Source organism: Methanomassiliicoccales archaeon LGM-DZ1, assembly GCA_030168595.1.
In the GTDB taxonomy this organism is placed as follows: Archaea; Thermoplasmatota; Thermoplasmata; order Methanomassiliicoccales; family Methanomethylophilaceae; genus Methanomethylophilus.
This window is the reverse complement of record CP115556.1, coordinates 652,668-673,806: the sequence shown is the minus strand read 5'-3', so window position 1 is coordinate 673,806 and position 21,139 is coordinate 652,668. Positions and strand designations below refer to the sequence as shown.

The window sequence follows — 21,139 nt, the reverse complement described above, 5'->3', positions numbered from 1 at the left end:
CCGCCGATTGACAGGCATGTTCTCCGAGGACGGCATAACCTTCCGCAACACAGAGGCGTCCGATTACGCCCAGGCCTACCGGATGTGGATGGACAGCGGGGGTATCGGCGTCGGATCGAAGGAGGACTCCGCCGAGAGCATAGCGAGGTTCCTCGACCGCAACCGGCAGTTCTGCTTCTCCGCCTTCGACGGCGGCCGCCTGGTCGGCATCGTGCTCTGCGGGAGCGACGGCCGCAGCGGGAGGTTCTACCACCTGATCGTGGACCCGGAGTACCGCAGGCGCGGCATCGGCCACGGGCTGGTCGGCAGGTCCCTGGAGCAGCTGAGGAAGGAAGGCATCTGCGGCGCTGACGCGGTGATCTTCAAGGAGAACCCTGCCAACGAGTTCTGGGAGTCCGAGGACTTCCGCGACAGGACGGACCTGAAGTACAGGGACATCCAGCTCGACAGCCGCAACATCTGGGTCAACAGGGACAGGCGCTCCGGAGAGCATCAGCGAGCCCTCCGGGGGATATGACCGCTCCTCAGGCCGGGTTCCCGGCCTCCTCGAGGAGATCGGGCTTGCCGGTGGCCCTGAGGATCACATCGGCCTCGAGCAGGATCCGCCCGTCGGGGTCTGAGGATGTGCCGAACGTCTTCTTCTCTACATCGGACTCCACGTACACATTGGACGCGCCCGATTCCCTGGCCAGTTCCTCGGCGTGCTTCCTGCCCTCGGCATCGGCGAAGGCCAGCGCCTCGGAGAACGTCGGGAAGGAGTACTTCCTGCCGTCAAGGAACACCTCGGATGCCGGATCCGCACCGATCGAGCCCTCCCTGGGCTGGATGTGCACTCTGACGGTCTTGGAGACAGAACCGGATACCGCGCCCACGGCATTGCCCACGGATGAGTTCTCGGGGAGGATCAGCTGCGTGTTGAATATCTCCGCCACTTTCGGAAGCCATGCGCCGACCGGCGCGCCGATCCCGATGATGGGCTTGTTCAGCTTCAGGAACACGCTGAAGTCCTTCCCGTCCTTCCCGGAGATCGCCTTGCGGATGAGTTCCTCGGCCGCGGGGCCGAGCTTCTCGTAACCTCCGTCCTCGAGCATGAGGTCCTTCACCAGGCTCACGGCGATCTTGGTCTCGATGGCGTCCTTGACCTGCGAGATGAACTCTTCCTTCCCGAGCCTTGCCTTCTTGGCCAGATATCTCACTGCAAGGTCAGAGGCCTCTCCGTCGTAACCGTCATAACTGCCTTCGGCACGGAGTATGTCGGTGGGGGTCACGCCTATCCTGGTCACGAGACCCAGTTTCTCCAGCCTTGCGGCGTTGAACGAGTAAGGGAGCACGCCGATGGCCTCCCCCGCTTCCTCGAGTGTCAGAGGGCTGTCCGCGATGAGTTCCAGGAGCTTTCTGTCAGTCTCCTGCATGGTCTCCGTGGTGACCGGCCGGGCAGGCGTGAAGAACTCCGTCTCCTGGAGGATGCTCTCCTCCTCGACGGTCTCGCCGGCACGGTTCGGCTCGCGTTCGGAGATCGCCTTCAGTCTCTCCTTCACGTGAGGCCATTTGGACGCCGCGATGCATATCGGGATGACGCGGACAGGGGTCAGGCCGATGGCGGTGCCGTTGACGATGATCCTGCTGTCTCCGCCGATGCCGTAGGTGGATACGGCGGCGGCCAGGACCCTGGTCCTCTTCCCGGCGATGAGCGCCCCCTCCTTCTCGAGCCGGGGGAAGCCGTCTCTCAGGACCCCGATGTCGGTGGTGGTGCCGCCGATGTCGATCATCACCGCATCCTTCGCTCCCGTCAGGGCCTTCGCTCCCGTCAGGCTCGATGCAGGACCGGACAGCACAGTCTCCACCGGCCTCTCGGCGGCCGTCTCTTCGTTCAGGACAGTCCCGTCCCCCTTCACGATCATCAGAGGTGCGCCGATCCCGTATTGTGCCAGCGATTGCTTCACTGACCGTATGAGGTCGGCGATGACAGGGATGAGGCGGGCGTTCATCAGTGCTGTTGTCGTCCTCTCGTTGAACCCGAGGCCGGAGGAGAGGTCATGCCCTCTAACGACCGGGACATCCAGGATCTTCCTTGCGAGGTCCGCCACACGGTCCTCATGTCCGGGATTCCTGATGCTCAGATAGCCTGTTACGGCGACCGAGTCCACCTTTCCCCTCATGGATTCCAGTGCCTTCCTGGCACCTTCTTCGTCCAGGGGGATCTTCTCGTTCCCTTTGAGGTCGTGGGATCCGGCGATCTGCGCATAAGCGTCTGCGGCGACCGGCCCTTCGTAGCCCCTCCCGATGCAGATGAGCCCGGCGCGGCATCCTTTCCCTTCGACCACCGAGTTGGTGGCCAGGGTGGAGGAAAGGGAGACCAGGGAGATCTTCTTCAGGAGATCCCTGTCGTGCTTCCCTATACTCTCCGAGATTCCGATCGCCAGGTCATTCCTCGTTGTCAGGGCTTTCGCCTTGCTCAGTATTGTCTTGCTGTCCATATCGAGGATGACGCTGTCCGTGTACGTTCCGCCTGTATCTATTCCCAGACCTATTGCCATTCCATTCACCTGTTCGCTGTCTCTATTCCTCTGCTCTCGTTGTGTTCGTTGACTATCCTGCATATGTGGTCCGCCAGGGTCCTCTCCTGGGCCTTCCCGTTCACGTCGGGGGAGATCCCCACAGGGAACTCCGAATCGCATCTGGCACACCTCACCTGGGGGCATCCCCTGCAGGCCTCCGGGCATCCCCTGCATGCCACTGCGCGGGCATAGACCAGGGAGAAGCGGAAGCCGCAGTTCGGGCAGGCTATCTTCCTGACCGATGCCGTAGCGCAGCCTGAGAAGCCCTCTGCCTCCATCGCTCTGAAGAAACCGTTCATACCGTCCTCCCGGATCCCTGGGATCGCTCGCCCAGGGTTCCGTATCTCTTGACGGCGTCCGATACCGCCTTGATGTTCTCCAGCCTGCAGGTCGTGGTAGGGGGCACCTCGCATCCGCTCGCGATGCAGTACCTGGACCTGAGTCCCCTCCTGCACAGCGCAGTCTTGGCCTCCTGGCACAGTGCCCGCGTGGCTTCGTCGACCTGCTGGACGGTCCCGCGCTCGAAGAGCTGGGGGTCGAGGTTCCCGGCGATGAGGGTATTGTCGGCGTATCCTCCGTCGATGACCTGCGAAGCGGTCTTCGATCCTTCGATCAGGGGATAGTATGCCATCGAGTAGATCGACGGCCTGAACTTCTTCACCTGGGTATCCAGATGGGGGAGGTCGGCGCAGTTGTGGATGGCTACGGCCATCCCGTTTCTTCTGGTCTCCTCGTTGAGCTCCGGCGCGAAGACGTCGCCTTCGAGATCCCCGTACTCCGCGTCGTCCAGGCAGGAATAGTTGGCCCAGAGGTAGTCCCAGCAGATTGCATTGGTGCCTGTGGCCCCCAGTCTGCGGACGATCTTCTTCTCGTACTCCGTGACCGTCCTGAGCGCTCTTTTGACTGTGTCCGGCTCCTCGAACGAGTCGAAGAACAGCTTCTCTGCCCCGGCTGACTGGCTGAGCACCAGGAGAGGCCCCTCGAGGAACGCTGAGGTGATGACCTCATTCCCGAGCCTCTCGGCGACCAGCCTGCTGCCCTCGATTATGACGTTGGTCCTCCCCTTCTCAGGGTCCGGTTCTTCCAGCCTGTCGTAATCCTCCAGGTTTTTGATCAGGGGCTTGTCCACAAAGGGCGTGTTCTCCTCGTCGAACCTCACTCCTGCGCCGAAGTCGCCGGCAATGACCGAGAGGTCCATCAGCCCGATGGAGAAATCGAGATCGAAGGCCTTCTGGGCGGCCACGAACCCCTCTGCGAATTTCTCGGGGCTCTGGCACCATTCCCTGTATGTGGTCTTCCCGTTCCCGATGAGCCTTCTCGAGACGCCGCAGGCGATGGGATAGACGGTCAGCCTGTCTGCATCTTCATCGGCCAGGGCTGCCGAGGCCCTTTCCAGGTGGTTCATCTTGCGGGCCATTCAGGCACTCTCCTTCAGCCATCTGACGATGTCCTGCGCGTTCCTGTCCCAGTGGTCGGCCCCGATGTCCTTTGCGAAAGCCGGCGATGTAGGGGCGCCGCCTATGCTTATCTTCACATTGTCGCGGTAGCCGTTCTCCTCGAGCAGGTCGATCGTGTCCTTCATCTTGAACATCGTAGTGGTCATGAGAGCGCTCAGGGCGATCGCGGTGGAACCGCTGCTCTGGGCAGTATCCGCGATGTCCTCTGCGGAAACGTCTTTTCCTAGGTCATGGACCTCGAAACCGCCAGCAGTCAAAAGGGTCTTGACGATATTTTTGCCGATGTCGTGCACGTCTCCTTCGACCACTGCGAGGGTGACCGTCTTGGTCTCCCTGTGCTCCCCGACAGGAATCGCCGGGAGCAGGATGTCCAGGGCCCCGTACATCGCCGCTGCGGCGGTAAGCAGCTGGGGCAGGAACGCCTTGTGCCTGCTGAATTGGTCTCCGACGACCGTCATCCCCCTGAGGAGCCCGTCGTTGATCGCTTCGAGAGGATCTACGCCCGCATCCAGGGCATCGCGCGCGGCCTGCGCCGCATCAGCTCTCTTGTAGTTCTGTACGGAGGATGTGAGCCTTCCGATTATCTCTTCTTTGTCAGCCATTTCATCACTATTCTTAATCGCATATTTGTTTGCGAATTATTAGAATATGAATTTAACAATAGTTATTTAATGATGACTGTGGATGAATGAGATATCCAACCAATTAACAATTGTTTATATCAAATTTGGTTGAAAACTATATAAATGATTCATAAACGAATAATCTATGAATCAATTCGGCATCCGAAGAGAATAGAAAAACGGACGCCGAAGTGCATTCAGAATCCCGTCGGAGAGCCTGCATCAGGCGGGCCGCTCAGATTAGGTCCTTCAGCTCGGCAACACTCGGGATGATGCGGATATCCCAGCCGACCTTCTTGTGCCACATATCCGCGCTGTTGGGACCGGTCTCGACGCCGATGAACGACGCTCCAGAGGCATCGGCGGTCATGAAGTCGACGATGCCGTCGCCGAGATACAGTATCTCGCGGCTCTTCACGCCCAGAGCGGCGGCGAGGTGGTCCATGGCGAGAGGGTTCGGCTTAGCCTCCTCCTCCGGATAATCGTCCCTGGCCACGATAGCGTTGAACTTCCTGAGCACTCCGGCCTCTCCGAGGACGGTGGTAGCGTATCTGCGGCCTCCCCTGGTCAGGATCCCCACCCTGTACCCTTTGCTTATGAGCATGTCGAGGACCTCGACCGCTCCGGGGTAGGGGACGGCGATGGCCGCGTTCTCCATCTCGATCTCGGTCGCCCTTCTGCCTATGCGCTCGTTGATCCCGGGGATGTGCTCCGAGCCTCCGTGGGTCCTGAGCCATTCGATGCCCCTGTCCATGGTGAGCTTGTAGTTGTCGGTGAGGAGGACGTCCTCCGGGACCCCGAGGTTCTCGAATTCGTCATACACTACGCGGGACAGCTTCGGATAGTCCACTTTCGTGTGCATGAACGTGCCGTCCATATCGAATCCGACGGCCTTTATAGAAGGATCGAGAGCCATGAACCGGAATGCTCCTTGGGCTTATAATGGAAATCGGTCCGCCGGGCGCACCGGCGGAAGTGTCAATTGAGAGTAGTAGCCCCCCTTCTGTTTCAGACGGCATTCAACTAACGCACTCTACCCACCGGTCACAGGCATGTCATCCCGGTTGTGCGAGCTTGCTCCGACGAGGAGTCGCCGTTTCACCATATCTCCGGGAACGTCACCGACATACGGATCATCCTGATTTACCGGAACTGTGTCGTTTCTGGGCCCTTGCCAGGGCTCTCGCCCTGCCGGATTTCCCGGCTCGTCCTGCCCGCGGAGGAGGGAACTTCCTCGGCCGGGCCGAAGCCCTACCGTCAGCCGTCCTCTCTCTATTGACGTTTCCCCATCCGCATACTGGATATTTATCTTTGATGAGAAGCCGGCGGCCGCCGAAGGATCATTTCACGGCCGATATCGGGAAGCTTCACGGCATCAGAATTACTGGGAATACGGGGAATCTTCGGGCCTTCAACGCAAGGATTATAAATAAGTCATGTATCCCAGAAACCTGTTGCAAGGGTAGTCAAGCATGGCCAACGACGCTAGCTTGAGGGGCTAGTCCCTAGCGGTCCGCGTGTTCAAATCACGTCCCTTGCACCATTTTAACTAACTCTGATTTTGTTCCGGTGCAATCTGCGCGATCGATGCGGATGCATCCTGCCGATTGACCCAGATATCGTTATTTCTCATGCCAGGTTCCTTTCGGCGACGGAGTTCTGTTCTGCGGATGCGTTTGCAGTTCCGAAAACTGATGAAAGGCCGTCATGGATTCACGTGGCCTTCCCTGCCAATAACATACCAATTCAATATCAAATTGGTAGGGATTTATAATCAGTCTGCCATGACATATCATGCATCTGCCCAGGGATCCTCCGAAAACCGAAACTGTGTTATCGGATGAGCAGAAGATCAAAGACGTTCTTTCCGAAGAGGCCGGGAAGTATGCCGAAGAGTTCAACGGAAAATACCTTCACTGGTCGGAAGTCTGTCTCAGGGATACCGGGAAATTCGATCCGGACACCGTATGGGCCAGGATGAAATTGGTTCGTATGGGCAGCAGCAATACCCTCGTATTCGGGACGACCCGGTATCGCTATTGCATATCCGACAGGATCCTGAAGATGCTCCGCGAATTCGACGTCAGGGCCGCGGCGTGGCCGTTCTCAGATACTGCGGGACTTCGCAGCGATGTTTGCTACTCTGTCAATTCGCTTATGGAAGAATCCATCGCATCCAGCCAGATGGAAGGTGCGGCAACTGCCGCCGATAAAGCGAAGGAGATGCTGCGCAGGAACAGCCGTCCGAAAGACAAGTCGGAAAGGATGATAGTCAACAACTACAGGGCCATGATGTTCATCAAGGACCGCATCGGGCAGCAGCTTACGCCGGACCTTATCAGGGACATACACAGGATCGTCGCTGAAGGGACCATGGATGAGAAGCACAAAGGCAGGTTCCGCGATAACGACAATGTCGTTGTGCAGGATCCTCTTACCGGGGAGGTGTTCCATCAGCCGATACCCAAGGAAGAGATAGGGCCGTCCGTACAGCAGCTGTGCGATTTCATCAACGATGAGAGCGGGTTCCTGCATCCTGCGATCAAGGGGATAATCCTGCATTATGCGATCGCTTTCATCCATCCGTTCGAAGACGGCAACGGGCGTGTCGCGCGCGCTCTGTTCTACTGGTACGAGCTGAAGAGCGGATATCGGGTCATGGAATACCTTGCCCTGTCCAGATATATCAAGGACCATAAGGGAGGGTATGAGGAATCATATGTCTTAGGGGAAACAGACGGCAACGACATAACGTATTTCATCCTGTACAATCTGAAAGCCCTCAGGGAGTCCATGGACCGGTTCAAGGGATATCTCAGAAGGAAGACCGAAGAAGAACGTGCGGCCAGGGCGGAATCGTCCGGTCGCGGCCTCAATGACAGGCAGATAAAGGTGCTTGCAGACCTGATGGGCGGCGGCTTTATCACAGTGAAATCTATCGAAAATCAATACAATGTATCCTTGAACACCGCCAGAGCGGACATCAAGACCCTGATCGGCCTGGGTCTTCTGACCGAGACCGGGAAAGAAGTCAACATGAAAGTCTATTCCTGGTCCGGGAAGAAGATCCGATGCCCTGCCGATACGATGCCGAATCGGCAGGACATAGATGCTGTTCGGCAGTCAGCCGAGAGGCCGCTGACTGACCCAGACTTCTTTTCCAAGGCCATCAAACGGTTTCCGCTGATGACCTTGAAGGGAATTGCGGGGCCGCACGGCTCCCGGGTTCACTCTACGAGCATGAACGCGGAGAGCTTGGTCCCTCTGTGCTCCTCGGTCTCCGGGACAATTTGCACGGTCCTGCCCGACCTCAGGCCGGACTGGATCTCGGTGTCCAAGACAGGCGAGTCAGTGATGATGTAGGTCGCGGCGATGCCGTCGATCCCCTTGGATTTCAGGGACTCGCCGTCGCCCTTGCCGGCCTCCGGTTCCTGCCCGCGCCTGACGAGCTCATCGAAGATGATGTTCTCGGTCTCGGCCTTCCAGTCCCTCCTGACCCCGGGAAGGGAGTTCCTGAGACCGATATCGGCCGCGTAGAACCTGTAATCGGACCCTTTGAACATGCCGGGGGCGAACGCCTTGACGAGATAGGAGCGCTCCAGCCCCTCGATCAGCTTCTTGGTGCCCATCCCCCTCCTGTCCAGGAATCCCTTGAGGTCCTCTTTGGAGATGCTCTCTCCGATGTGCTCCATGATGTAATCCGCGAAGCAGCGGATATCTGCGGCGTCGGCGCCTTTATCGAGGGCGTTGTAGAGGATCTCGAAGTACAGGGACCTCAGGGCCCTGCGGGCACCGGTCGGGCCCATGGACGTCCTGACGCAGGGCATGCCGCCGTAGATGCGGTAGAGCTCCGCTCCGTTGCTCTCGCCCGCGATCCCGTTCAGGTCCATGAACTCGCGGAGCGAGAGCGGGCGGACGGTCAGCAGCTCGTAGTCCTTGGCGATCGAGGCGCCTTTCAGGACATCGGAGGGGTCCACGGACGATGTGACGTAGAATTCCAGCTTCCCGCTGCGGGTGAGGTTGTACAGCGCTGCCGTCCAGCCGCCGATCTGGGAGATCTCATCGACGATGACGGTCATCGGGCCGCTGCCGGCGGCCTCTGAGATCTTCTTCATGAGGGCATCGGTGTAATCGACCTCCAGGAAGTCGGCGGATTCCGCATCGATGTAGACACAGTCCTTCTTGGCCTCCTTCAGCCTTGCCATCAGCTGCTTCATGATCTCGGTCTTGCCGACCCCGCGCATCCCGCAGACGATCTTGATCTTGCCGTCGCCGGACATCTCCATGAGGGCGTCGACATAGCTCGATCTATCCAAAGTCTTGTCGCTTCCTGCCATAAGGGACCCATCGCGGTCCGTATAAAAAAGTGAATCAGGTCCGACCGCCGGCAGAGTCGCTCGTACAATGTCAGGGGCCTCCGGATGGTTGGATTTAATACGGCGCTTGACGATTGCGGAAGCATATGATGCCGCGCAAGAAGCTCGTCTACTATGCGAACCTGCATGGAGTGGCCTATTCGAACATGAAGCTCACCGACGATGAGCTGAAGCAGATCTGCTCCGAGGTAGGCTCCAAGTACTACAGCACCAAGGACTGCGGCGGGAGCGTGTCGACCCTGATAGACTGCGTCATGGACGACGGGGATTTCAGGAGCAGGCACAGGAAGGACGGCGTCGCCGAGGACCTCTTCGAGATGAGGTGCGCGGATTACGCGGCCGACGAGGTCATGGCCGCCATCGCCAAGATAAGGAAGGAATGAGCCCGCGGGCCCGTTCCGGCCCCCATCCAGTCCAGGATATGGATTCGGACGGCCGGCCGCTGCCTCCATCCGTCCAATCACGTTAAATAGAGTTGGATGCATTTCGGATGCATGAACGCTTAGGCGGAGGCCGCTCGGCCGGACGGTCTCCACTCCGTTGGTACGGAATGCCGACCTGAAGGTGCCAGGGTCCGCATGTGTTTATGAGGCATTGCCGATGGAAGCAAGCGACATAATAGATTCTATCAGGAACGGGAAACAGGCCAGCAGGGACGACATCGTGAAGCTGCTGTCCGTCCAAGGGAAGGACAGGGACGAGCTCTTCGCCGAGGCGAGGGAGGTCAGGGACAGGCAGTTCGGCGACCGCGTGTTCGCCTACGGTTTCGTCTATTTCTCGACCTACTGCCACAACAACTGCACCTTCTGCTATTTCAGGAAGAGCAACAGCATCGACAGGTACAGGAAGACGCCGGAGGAGATCATCGCCACCGCCGCCGACCTGAAGGATGCCGGCATCGACCTGGTCGACCTCACCATGGGCGAGGACGACATGATGTACAAGGACAACTGCGCCGAGCTCCTGGACATCATCTCGGGCGTCAGGAAGCTGGGCATATCGATCATGGTGTCCCCGGGAGCGGTGGGGAAGGAGGCCATGCGCCCCATCAAGGAGGCCGGAGCGGACTTCTTCGCGGTGTACCAGGAGACCCACAACAGGGAGCTGTACGCCAAGCTCCGCCTCAACCAGGACTACGACTTCAGGTACAACCAGAGGGTGTGGGCCAGAGAGGCCGGGCTCCTGACCGAGGACGGCATGATGGTCGGCCTGGGGGAGACCATGGAGGACCGTGCGGACTCCATCTTGATGATGGGAGAGGAGAAGTGCGAGCAGATCCGCTGCATGACCTTCGTGCCGCAGGCCGGCACCCCGCTGCAGAACCTCAAGCCGATGGACTCCGAGATGGAGCTGAAGTCCATCGCGGTCATGAGGCTGCTGTTCCCCGACAGGTTCATCCCCGCGACCCTGGACGTCGAGGGTGTCCAGGGGATGAAATCCCGCCTGGACGCAGGTGCCAGCACCATCACTTCTATCATCGTCCCCCACAAGCACTTCGCGGGCGTGGCGCAGCCGGAGAAGGACATCGAGTCTGGCGTGCGCTCGGTCCAGCACGTCTACGACCTCGTCGAGGACATGGGGAAGAAGATCGCCACGCAGAACGAGTTCAGGCACGCTATCGAGCCTCTCGAGGCCAGGATTCGCCCTAAAAATTAAATAAAATCCATTTTCGTTAAGCCAGCATGCCCGGCCGGATGCGGCCGGGCCGTGTGTGATCGTTCATGGACCCGCTTCTATTCGTAATCATAGGCGGTTTCTTCGAGCCCGCATGGGTATTCACTCTGGAAAAAGGGGGCAGATATCCGTCGGACTCCCGCCTCAGGTACTGCTGGTACCTTGTCTCCGCCTTCTTCATGCTGTGCAGCCTCATGTTCATGTCCAAGGGAATGGACGGGGGGCTGGACGTCGGGGTCACATATGCCATATGGACTGCCGTGGGCGCTCTTGTGACGCTCGCGATCAGTGTGTCCTTCATGAAAGAGAAACTGAACTGGCTCCAGGTGCTGGCGGTCATGATGATCCTGATCGGCATCTCCGGACTGGAACTTTCGGGTGAGTGAAATGGGCATCAATCCTTGGATATACATCGCTGCAGGAGGTGTCGTGGAGGCTGTCTGGGCCACCACGATGAACGAGAGCGAAGGCTTCACCATCCCGTCCTGGTCAGTTCTCACCTTCCTCATCAGCCTGGTCAGCGTCTGGTTCCTGTACCGCGGGCTGAAGCTCGGCCTTCCGACGGGGACCGCTTACGCTGCCTGGACCGGATGCGGGACGGTCTTCTCCACCGCGTTCGGGATCCTGATCTACGACCAGGTGCTCGGCGCCGTCCAGTTCCTGTTCCTGGCACTGCTGATTGGCGGCATCCTGCTCCTGCAGGTCGCCGAAGGCCGCGGCAAAGGATCAGGTTCCGGAGAAGGCGCCGGGAGCTCCTGAGCTCAGAGCCGGCCCCGGTCGCGCCAGTAGTCCCGGCCGGCGTGCCCCATGGCGATGACGTTTGCGTCGGGCGCGCTGATCGGGCACTCGCAGCCGGGGGCCAGGATGAAGCCCCCGTCCGCCGCGCCCTCGTCGAGGATGCGGTAGCACTCGGGGGTCACCATCTCGGGCGTGCCCATCATCATGAACCTCACCGGGTCGATGTTGCCCATGAGCGCGATCTTCCCCTCGGCAAGCTTCTTGGCCTCCCTGACCGGGACCGCATGATCGAAGCTGAGGCAGTCGGCGCCTGTGCCGGCGATCATCGGGATGATCGGCCGGGTGTTGCCGCATATGTGCAGGAACGCATGCTCCCCGGAGGCCTTCTTGACCTTGGAGATCGTCTTCTTCAGGGCGGGGGCGGAGAACTCCGGGAACATCTCCGGGGAGATGATGTCGCACGAGGATGTCGGATCGGCCATCCACATGACCGTCGCTCCGTGTGCGCACTGGGTCATCTGCTGGTCGGCGACGAAGTCCGCGCATTTGGATACGAGCTTCCCGACCATCTCCTCGTTGCCCATCATGGTCGCCATGAGCATGTCCTCCACGCCCATGATGTAACCGGCGGTGCTTATGGGGCCCCAGGTGAGCCCGCAGACCTCGAGGTCCTCCGGGAGTATCCTCGAGGTCTCCTCCAGGGCCTCTGTGAAGCACTTGGTGAACTTGGGGCACTCGGAGGCGGCGGACGGGTCGAAGAAGGCCAGTTTATCGACGTCCTCAGGCTCGCTGACCAGCTTCGAGCGGACGCGCCCGTAGTCGTCCTCCGGGAAATCCACGTCCATGCCCATGTCGGCGAACGGCACCTGGGAATCGACGACCGGCTTGACGAAGTCCGAAAGGGTCCTCATCGCATAGTCCACTGACACCTTGGCCGACAGCTTGGGGCTGAACCTCGCCTCGCTGACCGTATAACCGTAGCTCCTGGCAGCCGTGACCAGGGCGAAATTGTTCACAGGGGTGCGGTCCCCCTTCTCGAATCCGAGCGCCGCCTCCACGGCCGCGCGGTGGCCCATGTCCTTCATGGATGGCGCAATGTGGCGGTCGGTATTAAATCAGCGTACGGCCGGGTTCGGGCCGGCCGGTTCGCCTTCCGCAGCCTCCATGTGCTTGAGGACGCCCTTGGTGAAGGCCGAGGGCGAGATCCTGCCGCCGATGTCGGCGGTGGTCCGGCGCCGCTCGTACATGTAGCTGACGGAGTCCTCGATGGCGCGCGCCCCGTCGGACTCGCCCAGGTGCCTCAGGGCCATGGCCGCTGCGAGGATGGCGGCGGTGGGGTTGGACGCCCTCTGGGGGCTGACCTCCCCGAACCCGCGGGAAGGCATGAACATCCCGAACTCCTTCCCGATGAAGCCCACGGGCGTGAGCCCGCTGCCCCCGATGATGCCCGAGAGGGTCCCGCGCAGGAACCCGGCCGGGCCGGGGCCGGAGACGACGGTATCGAATTCGGAGGGGTCCAGGACGAGCCTGCATGATACCTTCTCCTCGGACATGATGTCCGTCTTCATGCCCGACCCCCCGAAAGCATTTGAAAACGATTGTGCCAGGAGCCTGTCGGATTCGGGCTCGGCGCCGCTGCCGGTCACGAGGCATGCCGCATGCCTGCCGAGGCCTTCGGCGGTCGCGCGGGCGGCGGCGAAGAGCTCCTCCGAGGCATCGGACGATATGTCGGATTCCCTGGTGATGCCGTACAGCGTGGAGTACTCCCTCACCGGCGGGAGCGAGTCGGGGCTCTCAGTGATCAGCAGGACATCGGCCTTATTGGCCCCGAGGTGCCTGCTGAGCTGCCTGAAGGGACGCACCTCCTCGAAGAGGTTCATCTGCCTCCTGACATCCTCCAGCGGGTTCCTGAGGCCGGTCCCGGACATGTCGCAGTGGGCGGACAGCACCGCGTCCGCCTCGGCCAGATACGACACGGTCTCGGCGGGGAGGGCCCTCCCGGTGCGTTTCAGGGCCGAGGCCCCGATCTCGCCCCTGACGATCTCGATGCCGTCGGAGACCGCCCTGATGACGGATTCGGCGGCATCCATGACGGAGGGGCCCTCGTTGTCGCCCGGGAGCACCAGGAGTTTCTTCGGCATCTCTTCTCTTCAGAGGAGCCTGTTGGCCACGCCCGCGTAGATGAGCGGGAGGGTGATGGTCGCATCGCCCTCGACGGTCATCTTCTTGGCGGACGCCTTCACCTTGCCCCAGGAGACGGCCTCTCTGATCCTCGCTCCGGACAGGGATCCGTCGAACTCCTCGGCGGTGGTCAGGTAGATGCAGTAGTCGAGGCCGCCGCGGAACTGGTTCCACCAGATGACGTGGTGCTTGGAAATGCCGCCGCCGATGATGATGGCTCCGGTCTTCTTGGCATCGTTGCTCATCTCGGAGAGCATCTGCTCGTCGCCGAACAGGTCGATCCTGAGCTTCCTGTGGGTCTGATAGTACATCCAGAGCTGGCATCCGAAGGAGCCGTCGGTGATCCCGGGGACGACGATCGGGACCTTGTTGACATGGGCCCAGTAGAGCAGGCTGTCCTGGTATCCCTTGGGCTTGGTATCGGCGATGTGCTCTCCGACCTTGTCTATGATCTCGTGGGTGGTCAGGGAGTTCGTCTCGGCGAAGATCTCGTCGAACAGGGGGAGGAGGTTGTCCTCGAGGACGTACCCGTAGCAGTCGTCGGGGACCAGGACGTTCCCGAGCCTGCTGACCTCGTTCTCCCTGAGGAGGGCGTCGTCCATCATGAAGTCGCCCTTGTAGTAGGCGGCGTAGAGCCTGGATATGTCGTGGTCGAGGCATCCGCAGGTGGTGATGATGAGGTCCACCATGTGGTTCTTCACCATGTCGACGAGCACTCCGCGGGTGCCGGTGGCCATGATGCATGCCGGGAAGGACAGGATCTTGAGGCAGTTCTTGTCCTTGTTCATCTTCTCGACGATGTCGGTCGCGTCGGCGAGCTTCTGAGCGGTGAACCCTCCCGCCCTGCCCATGGCCTTGAGCATGTCATCCACGGTCATGCCTTTGGTGACCTTGATGTCCTTGACGGGGATCTTCTTCAGGTTCTTCTTCTCGTAGGCCTCCCTCTCCTCGGGAGTGACCTTCTCTTTTTCCGAGACCATTTATGTCACTTGCGCTCGCTATCCTGCCCCCTTCATTTAAAATTATCCCGCGAAATGCGCAACTGCGCGCGCCTGAACGGCGGCGACGGGACGCGGATATGAGCTGACTTCATCATCTGGCACATCAGGTCAGGATTGCATCGCGGCATGATCGGCGGCGGAAACGGTTCTATATGCGCAGGCGCATCATCCGGCCATGCAGATCATGGCCAGGTCCTGCAGGTACCCCGAGCTTCTGGAACAGTGCAGGGGGAGGAAGGTCTACATGTGGACCTGCAACACCTGCGCGCGCATCTGCGGGATCGGCGGGGACGCCAACGCCCGCAGCCTGGGCGAGAGGCTGTCCGCCGACGGCATCGATATCGTCGGCTACGGGTCGACCGGGGCCTCGTGCATAGCCTCGAACGTCCGCAAGTGCCAGACACCGGAGATCGCGGGGTGCGACACCATCCTGTCGCTCACCTGCGACATCGGCGCGAAGCTCTGCGGGGCGGTATCGGGGAAGGAGGTCCTGAACCCGGTGTGCACGCTCGGCGCCGGATACCGCGACGACGGCAAGGTATGCCGGCTCATGCGCACCGACGGTTCCGATCCGGCGCTCTCCGAAGAGGCCGAGCGCAGGGGCCTGCCGCCCGGTCCCTTCCGAGGGGCGCCAGAAGGCCCGGCCTATCTTTATTCTTTATAACGGCGGATAAGCAGGCATTAAATATATGCGCGGTTTAGGGCGCTTCCATAGGGATCCGCCATGTATATGATTACTGAAGCCCAGAGGAACGTCCGCATCCCTCCGAAAGACCTCGGAGAGGACATCTCGGACGTCATCGGCTCCCTCTCGAGCGAGACCTACGAGGGAAGGCTGGAGGAGAACAAGTCCATCACCGTTCTCGTAGGCGACGCCGTTCCCGAGGGGCCGGGGCGCATCGTCCACGGCGACGGCGCGGTCTACCAGACTGTCAAGATGAAGCAGCTCTCCTACTTCCTCGTCGAGAACGAGGTCATCGAGGGCATCGTCGTGGATGTCCTCAAGTTCGGAGCGTTCATCAGATTCGGTCCGCTCGACGGCCTCCTGCACGTCAGCCAGATCATGGACGACCGTGTGGACGTGGACGAGGCCAACAAGAAGATCGTCGGGAAGGACACCGGCAGGACCCTCTCCGTCGGGGACAGGGTCAGGGCCAGGGTCGTCAGCATCGAGCTGAACGAGAAGTCCCCCCAGGACAGCAAGATCGGGCTCACCATGAAGCAGCCCGGCCTCGGGAGGATCGAGTGGATCGACGAGGACGCCAAGAAGGCCTCGGGGGCGGATCCCGCTGCCGACGGCAAGGCCGCCAAGAAGAAGGCCAAGCCCAAGAGCGAAGGTGAGAGCTGATGGCGGCTGCGCGTCCGGTGTACCGTGCCTGCAAGTCCTGCCAGTTCATCACCGAGGACACCGTCTGCCCCAGGTGCGGCGGCGACACCACCAAAGAGTGGCAGGGGATAGTGGCCATCGCGGACTACGAGAAGTCCGAGATCGCCAAGAAGATGGGCATAACCGCCAACGGCACCTATGCCCTCAAGGTCCGCTGATCCCATATGGCCGGCAGGAAGCTGACCCCCTCCCTGAGGGAGGAGTTCAAGAAGCCTGTCGGGCGCGACATATCCGAGAGCGAACTGAAAACCATTCACGCTGAACACAAACTCATTACAGTGGGGGACGTGGTCTCCCTCACGGCGTACCGGCTCGGCGCCGTGCCGATCCTCGCCGTCTACGACGGCATGACGGAGAGGCACGGGACCGCGGGATTCGCCGACCTCGTGAAGAGCGAAGGTCTGGCGGAGACGGTCGTCGAGAACCCGGCGGCAACCATAACGGATGCCCTGGACTCGGCGGTGTCGGACGCATTGGCCGGGAGGTCCGCGGCCATACTCCGTGTCATCGGGGAGGAGGATCTGGCTCTGCTGCCGTGCATCCTCCACGCCCCCGAAGGCGCGGTGGTGGTCTACGGATGGCCCGGGAGAGGGATGAAGGCCGTCGACACGGACGGGCCTTCGAGAGCATACATCAGGCACCTGCTTGACAGTATGGAGGAGATCTAATGAAGATTGAGTACACGAATGAGAGGGACAATGCCCTCTTCGAGAGGAAAGAAGTCTGCTTCGAGGTCGACCACGAGAGGGAGGCAACCCCCGGAAGGAACGCTGTCGCCGAGGAGATCGCGAAGAAGTACGGCACCAACAGGAACCTCGTCGTCATCGAGAAGATGTCGTCCGAGTACGGCGTCGGCAAATCCAAGGGATACGCCAAGGTCTACGCGAACAAGAAGGCCGCGCTCAAGTACGAGAACGGCAAGCTCCTCAAGAGGAACGGCATCGAGGACGAGTCGAAGAAGGCCGAGGCGCCCGCTGACGCGGCGCCCGCTCAGGAGTGAACAATATGGCGAAGAAAGAGGCAGCCGCGAAGAAGGAAGAGACCAAGAGGGAGCTCTACAAGGTCGAGGGCGACAAGGTCGTCAGGACCAGGCAGGCCTGCCCCAAGTGCGGACCCGGTGTCTTCCTGGCACAGCACAAGGACCGCCTTTCCTGCGGGAAGTGCGGCTACACCGAGTTCCTCAAGGACAAGAAAGAGTGAAACAGGATCTTCGGCTCCTCCCCTCTCATCCGGAGCCGCGCCGGGGCTGGCACCCCGGCATCCGCTTTTAAATCACTCCCGAACGGCCGTCAGACCGATCGAACTTATTTTCCGGTTTTCAAGGGCCTGTAGTATAGCTTGGATAGCACAGGGGCCTCCGGAGCCCCGGACCCGGGTTCGAATCCCGGCGGGCCCGCCTGCCGCATTCTCATTACACCGAACAACGGAAGATCTCTCGTTTTATTGTTCCTTTATTATTCCCTCGGAAGGGAATCAATAGGGAATCGATCTAGGTTCATCTTTTCCTGTCAATTCGGTCTTTAACAGCCCAGGAACCTGATTTATTGGAACCGATGCGTTCGACCAATCCCATCTTCTTCATCTTGGAGACAGTTTTTCCGACGTACGATCTGCTCATGCCTGATAATGAGGCGATCTTCGTCAGTGTGTAATCAGGATGGAGCCTCAGTGTATCGAGGATTCTTTTCTCGTTCTCGGTGAGAGTGGGCATTTCAGACCTGAAGGATGCTGCGGCACGCTCTCTGGTGAATTCCAGTGTTACCACGATCCCGGAATTGGACAGATGGATGGAATCTTTGCCGTAATGGCTTATTATGACAGGGATTCCGTGGCCGGTATGCTCTGACATACGCGTCGAGATGAATATGCGCATGAGAGATTCGTTGACAGGCATGCTCCTGCCGGAATAGAATTCATCATCGCTCAGCCAGTACGGCTTTCCGCCGTAGGATATGATCTCCATTCTGTCATCGAATATGTGGACCGCAGGAGGTATCATGTTAACCCAGTAATTATGCACGCAAGCATTGATCCAAGCTTCCCTGAATGCCGTCATGCTGAATAATTTCTGTTCGATGCGTCCCTCAGGCCGGATATCCACGAATGTCTCGTTCAGGGATTCCACATATCCGATGACATCCCGAACCTCCAAAAGCAGGGAATGCCCGGAGAATTCCTTCCTCATTGACATGAAAGTTCTGTCTTTTCCTCTGAAGATGACGACTGCCAGAACAGCAGGGTTCTGATCGGAAAGGAGCTGGCCCTGCTGGTTATATTTCCCTTCAGAGTTCAGGAGTTCGAGGCTTTTGTGCAGATTTTCATCATCTTTGGCATGCAAGCCGTTTTCGTTCAGCAGGTCACAGAGTTCTCTGAAGCTCAGCTCCTGATTGCTGGATGTTGTCTGGATCAAATTATCTCCAGAACTCATGAACATCTTTCTGAGCTCGGACATCGGCACCTTACGGTCTTCCTCTCCTGAACGGATGAATATTGATCCGCGGCAGGCATACGGCCTGTCTGTGCCTTTTGCAGAGACGGATATGTATTTCTTTCCGTCATTAGACGAGTTGACCTCCACCTTTGCGATGATTGGAGGATCGACCATATTGTTTATTGCCTGAGATATGCTCTTCAGGGTGTTCCTGCCGACGTCTTGGCCAATGATTTCGCCTTTATCGTTTACTCCGAAGTATACTGTTCCGCGGCCGTTCTTATTGAGCATCGCGGTCAGAGAAGCAAGTCCCTTTTCCAGTTCTGTAGTGCTCTCCTTGAATTCTCTGAACTCGTCTTCCATGCCGAGATTTTCAGAGATTTTTCCTTCGGTGTCCATTGATAAAGTGTAATTTATTGTTCCTTTATTATTCCTTTTATTGTTCCTTTATTATTCCCTCTAAAAGTAACCAATAGAGAATCAATAGGATTTTTCCGACGGAGAGAATTTTTTTATCATATGCTGTTCGACTGTGTCTGGCACTTCATCGTGCCTGATATCAGAGGAGTCCACGTATAGGCAAGTATAGTGTTACGATTTTAATATCGAGGACAGGAAAATGCCAGGGAATCCGCATATCAACAGATTCAGACATATCATATTTCATGCACGAACTCTGAATTCAATTTCGGATAAGGGTTCATGGTTTTCGTCCGTGAATATCGACGTCTTGTGTCAATCTATGGCATCGATGAGACTCGGATGCAATCGCTCATATACCCGCAGATTTTCATGAAATGCCGTGTCCTCAGTTACGCTTGAACCTTTGAAGGATTCGGATCGCGAGCAGTTCATAAAAGACAACCAGGAAGCTTTCAAATACGGTGCAACCGAGGAGTTCGGTCTCCGCGACAGTCATTTCGAAGAACCCGGAGAGACGATATCCAGGAAGACCATCGAGGAGTCCCTGGATCACGGCACCGCATACAGGATCATGCTGGACGGCAGGCCCGTAGGAGGGGCCATAGTGAACGTGTCCGGAGACAAAGGCGATCTGGATATCCTGTTCGTCTCGCCCGGGGAGCACAGCAAAGGGATAGGGTACGAAGCATGGTGCTGCATCGAGAAGGCATATCCTCAGGTGAGGGTCTGGGAGACATGCACTCCCTATTTCGAGAAAAGGAACATCCATTTCTATCTGAACAGGTGCGGTTTCAAAATAACCGAATTCTTCAACGCGAACCATCGCGATCCTGATAACCCAGATGATGATTTCGAGATGTTCCGGTTCGAGAAAAAAATGTACTGATAGCACCTTGAATGAGCTGAACAGCGATCAGTTCAGATGAAGCCGGATCCGATGATTGACTTCGTAAGATTGTCTTTTCAACTCTGGATTGTAGAAATCCGCTGTGTCTGCCTGCACGTTTCATCATTATCCGATGGATCTCTCGTTCACGATGTCATGAAGCGCTCATTCAAGTGTGCAATATGGGAGTGGAGTTCATTGCGCTTCCGAAATCTTCGTGTTGAAAAATCCGAAATCTTAGGAATAGAAAATCCGAAATCTTAGGAATAGAAAATCCGAAATCTTAGGAATAGAAAATCCGAAATCTTAGGAATAGAAAATCCGAAATCTTAGGAATGGATTCAAGACCGAATAAGACCCAGACACGAACATCTGCCGTCAACCAGAGACTGAAAAAAAAGGTGTAGCAATCAAGCCGATGTGCGTTTTGCAAGGCATTTCTGACTCCGGTATCGGCTGCCGATCGGATAGCAAAAAGGACCGAGCCCCTCTCTCGATTCCCGATCATGAAAGCACCTTGTCTTCATTTCGGACAATGATCCGTATGATCCAAGTTCGATCCTGGCACTGTCGCCGCGTAGCGGATCCCGGCCCGGTGCCTATTGTTTATAGTAAATTATCCTTTAGGGACATATGCTCAACGCGTACAAGTTTGCTGATGCCCGCAGTGTCTGCATCATCTGCGATGAGCGCGTCGGAACCATACAGACGATAGACGGGATGGTCTGTCCGTACTGCATGCCGAAGGAACTGCTTCCGCAGGCCGTATCTCTGAGGAAGCATCGGATAATCATATACTGCAAGACCAATCCGGGCTGGGAATCCTGTGCCGGAATGCCCCAATATCAGGAAAAGGCAGAGATCGAGGACAGGAGCGCGGCCATAACGCACAGCACCCCTACGATACTGGCCGATGAGCTGAATGCGCAGATCGAGACTGCGGAAAGCATTGATATCGTCGTGTCGTTCATCAAACAATCGGGCCTGAGCCTCCTGCTGGGCAGGCTGGCCGATTTCAGCCGTCGCGGGAAGCTGAGGGTCATCACCACAGCATACATGGGCGCTACCGAATACGAGGCCCTGAACGAGCTGTTCCGGCTTCCTAACACCGAAGTGCGCATGGAACTGAATGCAGAGTCGACCCGTCTGCATGCCAAATCGTTCATATTCAACAGGCCTGACGGGGACAGCGTCGTCTTCGTCGGGTCCGCGAACATATCGAAAACGGCCCTTACCGATGGGGAGGAATGGGTCGTGAAGCTCCTGGAACGCGACGTTCCGGAAGTCGTCAGGGAGCTTCGCATGAGCTATGAGATGCTTTGGAACTCAGAGAATGTCAGGCCTGTCAGCCAAAGGAACCGTGCAGAGATCGAATCTGCTCTCGAACGCCGCGGAACGTGATCG

23 protein-coding genes, 2 tRNA genes, 1 other RNA gene and 1 pseudogene are annotated in these 21,139 nt (G+C 58.4%); 16 read left to right on the top strand and 11 right to left on the bottom strand.

The annotated features are described in order from the left end of the window. Positions 1–16 precede the first annotated feature (16 nt). Positions 17–517 carry a GNAT family N-acetyltransferase gene (locus O8W32_03145; protein ID WII09833.1) on the top strand — a complete coding sequence of 167 codons (501 nt, stop codon included), beginning with the start codon at positions 17–19 and terminating at the stop codon, positions 515–517. A 7-nt stretch (positions 518–524) separates the two neighbouring features. On the opposite strand, the gene O8W32_03140 is transcribed toward O8W32_03145, so the two are convergent. From O8W32_03140 to rnpB, 6 genes are all read right to left on the bottom strand, one after another. Beyond that, a complete protein-coding gene (locus O8W32_03140) occupies positions 525–2,537 on the bottom strand; it encodes a hydantoinase/oxoprolinase family protein (GenBank protein WII09832.1) in 2,013 nt (670 codons plus the stop codon). A gap of 5 nt (positions 2,538–2,542) precedes the next feature. Then, complete coding sequence (locus tag O8W32_03135) at positions 2,543–2,857, bottom strand: hypothetical protein (protein WII09831.1); 315 nt, start codon at positions 2,855–2,857, stop codon at positions 2,543–2,545. Further along, positions 2,854–3,975, bottom strand: coding sequence for a uroporphyrinogen decarboxylase family protein (locus tag O8W32_03130; protein WII09830.1), 1,122 nt, complete (start codon positions 3,973–3,975; stop codon positions 2,854–2,856). The genes O8W32_03135 and O8W32_03130 overlap by 4 nt, the downstream gene beginning before the upstream one ends. Beyond that, positions 3,976–4,617 carry a corrinoid protein gene (locus tag O8W32_03125; protein ID WII09829.1) on the bottom strand — a complete coding sequence of 214 codons (642 nt, stop codon included), beginning with the start codon at positions 4,615–4,617 and terminating at the stop codon, positions 3,976–3,978. It lies immediately after the preceding gene. A gap of 256 nt (positions 4,618–4,873) precedes the next feature. Then, positions 4,874–5,554: an HAD family hydrolase gene (locus tag O8W32_03120; GenBank protein WII09828.1), complete on the bottom strand. Its 681-nt coding sequence runs from the start codon at positions 5,552–5,554 to the stop codon at positions 4,874–4,876. A gap of 64 nt (positions 5,555–5,618) precedes the next feature. Beyond that, positions 5,619–5,915, bottom strand: an RNA gene (gene rnpB / locus O8W32_03115) — RNase P RNA component. A 179-nt stretch (positions 5,916–6,094) separates the two neighbouring features. Between rnpB and O8W32_03110 the strand changes: the two genes are divergently transcribed. Continuing rightward, a tRNA-Leu gene (locus O8W32_03110) sits at positions 6,095–6,181 on the top strand. Between the two features lie 251 nt (positions 6,182–6,432). Continuing rightward, on the top strand, positions 6,433–8,001 hold the full coding sequence (locus O8W32_03105) for a Fic family protein (GenBank protein ID WII09827.1): 1,569 nt from the start codon (positions 6,433–6,435) through the stop codon (positions 7,999–8,001). Between the two features lie 584 nt (positions 8,002–8,585). On the opposite strand, the pseudogene O8W32_03100 reads toward O8W32_03105, so the two are convergent. Next, a pseudogene (locus O8W32_03100) lies at positions 8,586–8,855 on the bottom strand (AAA family ATPase). Between the two features lie 245 nt (positions 8,856–9,100). On the opposite strand from O8W32_03100, the gene O8W32_03095 reads away from it, so the two are divergent. The 4 genes from O8W32_03095 (at position 9,101) to O8W32_03080 (ending at position 11,447) form a co-directional block, all read left to right on the top strand. Further along, the gene (locus O8W32_03095) at positions 9,101–9,397 is read left to right on the top strand and encodes a hypothetical protein (GenBank protein WII09826.1); all 297 of its coding nucleotides are present in this window, start codon (positions 9,101–9,103) and stop codon (positions 9,395–9,397) included. Positions 9,398–9,614: 217 nt separating this feature from the next. Further along, positions 9,615–10,670, top strand: coding sequence for a methylornithine synthase PylB (gene pylB, locus O8W32_03090; protein ID WII09825.1), 1,056 nt, complete (start codon positions 9,615–9,617; stop codon positions 10,668–10,670). A gap of 65 nt (positions 10,671–10,735) precedes the next feature. Beyond that, positions 10,736–11,074: an SMR family transporter gene (locus tag O8W32_03085; GenBank protein WII09824.1), complete on the top strand. Its 339-nt coding sequence runs from the start codon at positions 10,736–10,738 to the stop codon at positions 11,072–11,074. Between the two features lies 1 nt (position 11,075). Then, positions 11,076–11,447 carry an SMR family transporter gene (locus O8W32_03080; protein WII09823.1) on the top strand — a complete coding sequence of 124 codons (372 nt, stop codon included), beginning with the start codon at positions 11,076–11,078 and terminating at the stop codon, positions 11,445–11,447. 2 nt (positions 11,448–11,449) lie between these two features. On the opposite strand, the gene O8W32_03075 is transcribed toward O8W32_03080, so the two are convergent. From O8W32_03075 to O8W32_03065, 3 genes are read right to left on the bottom strand one after another with little or no spacing between them, the layout of a single operon-like run. After that, positions 11,450–12,511, bottom strand: coding sequence for a uroporphyrinogen decarboxylase family protein (locus O8W32_03075; protein ID WII09822.1), 1,062 nt, complete (start codon positions 12,509–12,511; stop codon positions 11,450–11,452). Positions 12,512–12,541: 30 nt separating this feature from the next. Continuing rightward, positions 12,542–13,567 (bottom strand): isocitrate/isopropylmalate family dehydrogenase, encoded by a 1,026-nt coding sequence (locus O8W32_03070; GenBank protein ID WII09821.1) that lies wholly within the window; start codon positions 13,565–13,567, stop codon positions 12,542–12,544. Between the two features lie 9 nt (positions 13,568–13,576). Continuing rightward, positions 13,577–14,587: a deoxyhypusine synthase gene (locus O8W32_03065; protein ID WII09820.1), complete on the bottom strand. Its 1,011-nt coding sequence runs from the start codon at positions 14,585–14,587 to the stop codon at positions 13,577–13,579. Positions 14,588–14,783: 196 nt separating this feature from the next. On the opposite strand from O8W32_03065, the gene O8W32_03060 reads away from it, so the two are divergent. The 7 genes from O8W32_03060 (at position 14,784) to O8W32_03030 (ending at position 17,391) form a co-directional block, all read left to right on the top strand. Next, a complete protein-coding gene (locus tag O8W32_03060; protein WII09819.1) occupies positions 14,784–15,272 on the top strand; it encodes a hypothetical protein in 489 nt (162 codons plus the stop codon). Between the two features lie 66 nt (positions 15,273–15,338). Then, positions 15,339–15,956, top strand: a complete 618-nt coding sequence (locus O8W32_03055) for a DNA-directed RNA polymerase (protein WII09818.1) — start codon at positions 15,339–15,341, stop codon at positions 15,954–15,956. Next, complete coding sequence (locus O8W32_03050) at positions 15,956–16,153, top strand: DNA-directed RNA polymerase subunit E (protein WII09817.1); 198 nt, start codon at positions 15,956–15,958, stop codon at positions 16,151–16,153. Before O8W32_03055 ends, O8W32_03050 begins: the two co-directional genes overlap by 1 nt. Before the next feature lie 6 nt (positions 16,154–16,159). Continuing rightward, positions 16,160–16,663: a GTP-dependent dephospho-CoA kinase family protein gene (locus tag O8W32_03045; protein ID WII09816.1), complete on the top strand. Its 504-nt coding sequence runs from the start codon at positions 16,160–16,162 to the stop codon at positions 16,661–16,663. After that, positions 16,663–16,995: a 30S ribosomal protein S24e gene (locus O8W32_03040; GenBank protein WII09815.1), complete on the top strand. Its 333-nt coding sequence runs from the start codon at positions 16,663–16,665 to the stop codon at positions 16,993–16,995. Before O8W32_03045 ends, O8W32_03040 begins: the two co-directional genes overlap by 1 nt. Positions 16,996–17,000: 5 nt before the next feature. Beyond that, positions 17,001–17,195, top strand: a complete 195-nt coding sequence (locus O8W32_03035; GenBank protein WII09814.1) for a 30S ribosomal protein S27ae — start codon at positions 17,001–17,003, stop codon at positions 17,193–17,195. Positions 17,196–17,317: 122 nt separating this feature from the next. After that, a tRNA-Arg gene (locus O8W32_03030) sits at positions 17,318–17,391 on the top strand. A gap of 99 nt (positions 17,392–17,490) precedes the next feature. Here the strand turns inward: O8W32_03030 and O8W32_03025 are convergent. Continuing rightward, a complete protein-coding gene (locus tag O8W32_03025; protein ID WII09813.1) occupies positions 17,491–18,825 on the bottom strand; it encodes a putative DNA binding domain-containing protein in 1,335 nt (444 codons plus the stop codon). Between the two features lie 427 nt (positions 18,826–19,252). Here O8W32_03025 and O8W32_03020 point away from each other — a divergent pair, with 427 nt between their 5' ends. Together O8W32_03020 and O8W32_03015 are read left to right on the top strand one after the other, a co-directional pair. Then, positions 19,253–19,735, top strand: a complete 483-nt coding sequence (locus O8W32_03020) for a GNAT family N-acetyltransferase (protein ID WII09812.1) — start codon at positions 19,253–19,255, stop codon at positions 19,733–19,735. A gap of 633 nt (positions 19,736–20,368) precedes the next feature. Then, positions 20,369–21,136 carry a phospholipase D-like domain-containing protein gene (locus O8W32_03015; protein WII09811.1) on the top strand — a complete coding sequence of 256 codons (768 nt, stop codon included), beginning with the start codon at positions 20,369–20,371 and terminating at the stop codon, positions 21,134–21,136. Positions 21,137–21,139 lie beyond the last annotated feature (3 nt).

Excerpts from the sequence above, each read along its gene's own strand:
- O8W32_03145 (WII09833.1), top strand. The coding sequence starts at position 17 with ATGTTCTCCGAGGACGGCATAACCTTCCGCAACACAGAGGCGTCCGAT.
- O8W32_03140 (WII09832.1), bottom strand. The coding sequence starts at position 2,537 with ATGGCAATAGGTCTGGGAATAGATACAGGCGGAACGTACACGGACAGC.
- O8W32_03135 (WII09831.1), bottom strand. The coding sequence starts at position 2,857 with ATGAACGGTTTCTTCAGAGCGATGGAGGCAGAGGGCTTCTCAGGCTGC.
- O8W32_03130 (WII09830.1), bottom strand. The coding sequence starts at position 3,975 with ATGGCCCGCAAGATGAACCACCTGGAAAGGGCCTCGGCAGCCCTGGCC.
- O8W32_03125 (WII09829.1), bottom strand. The coding sequence starts at position 4,617 with ATGGCTGACAAAGAAGAGATAATCGGAAGGCTCACATCCTCCGTACAG.
- O8W32_03120 (WII09828.1), bottom strand. The coding sequence starts at position 5,554 with ATGGCTCTCGATCCTTCTATAAAGGCCGTCGGATTCGATATGGACGGC.
- O8W32_03105 (WII09827.1), top strand. The coding sequence starts at position 6,433 with ATGCATCTGCCCAGGGATCCTCCGAAAACCGAAACTGTGTTATCGGAT.
- O8W32_03095 (WII09826.1), top strand. The coding sequence starts at position 9,101 with ATGATGCCGCGCAAGAAGCTCGTCTACTATGCGAACCTGCATGGAGTG.
- pylB (WII09825.1), top strand. The coding sequence starts at position 9,615 with ATGGAAGCAAGCGACATAATAGATTCTATCAGGAACGGGAAACAGGCC.
- O8W32_03085 (WII09824.1), top strand. The coding sequence starts at position 10,736 with ATGGACCCGCTTCTATTCGTAATCATAGGCGGTTTCTTCGAGCCCGCA.
- O8W32_03080 (WII09823.1), top strand. The coding sequence starts at position 11,076 with ATGGGCATCAATCCTTGGATATACATCGCTGCAGGAGGTGTCGTGGAG.
- O8W32_03075 (WII09822.1), bottom strand. The coding sequence starts at position 12,511 with ATGAAGGACATGGGCCACCGCGCGGCCGTGGAGGCGGCGCTCGGATTC.
- O8W32_03070 (WII09821.1), bottom strand. The coding sequence starts at position 13,567 with ATGCCGAAGAAACTCCTGGTGCTCCCGGGCGACAACGAGGGCCCCTCC.
- O8W32_03065 (WII09820.1), bottom strand. The coding sequence starts at position 14,587 with ATGGTCTCGGAAAAAGAGAAGGTCACTCCCGAGGAGAGGGAGGCCTAC.
- O8W32_03060 (WII09819.1), top strand. The coding sequence starts at position 14,784 with ATGCAGATCATGGCCAGGTCCTGCAGGTACCCCGAGCTTCTGGAACAG.
- O8W32_03055 (WII09818.1), top strand. The coding sequence starts at position 15,339 with ATGATTACTGAAGCCCAGAGGAACGTCCGCATCCCTCCGAAAGACCTC.
- O8W32_03050 (WII09817.1), top strand. The coding sequence starts at position 15,956 with ATGGCGGCTGCGCGTCCGGTGTACCGTGCCTGCAAGTCCTGCCAGTTC.
- O8W32_03045 (WII09816.1), top strand. The coding sequence starts at position 16,160 with ATGGCCGGCAGGAAGCTGACCCCCTCCCTGAGGGAGGAGTTCAAGAAG.
- O8W32_03040 (WII09815.1), top strand. The coding sequence starts at position 16,663 with ATGAAGATTGAGTACACGAATGAGAGGGACAATGCCCTCTTCGAGAGG.
- O8W32_03035 (WII09814.1), top strand. The coding sequence starts at position 17,001 with ATGGCGAAGAAAGAGGCAGCCGCGAAGAAGGAAGAGACCAAGAGGGAG.
- O8W32_03025 (WII09813.1), bottom strand. The coding sequence starts at position 18,825 with ATGGACACCGAAGGAAAAATCTCTGAAAATCTCGGCATGGAAGACGAG.
- O8W32_03015 (WII09811.1), top strand. The coding sequence starts at position 20,369 with ATGCTCAACGCGTACAAGTTTGCTGATGCCCGCAGTGTCTGCATCATC.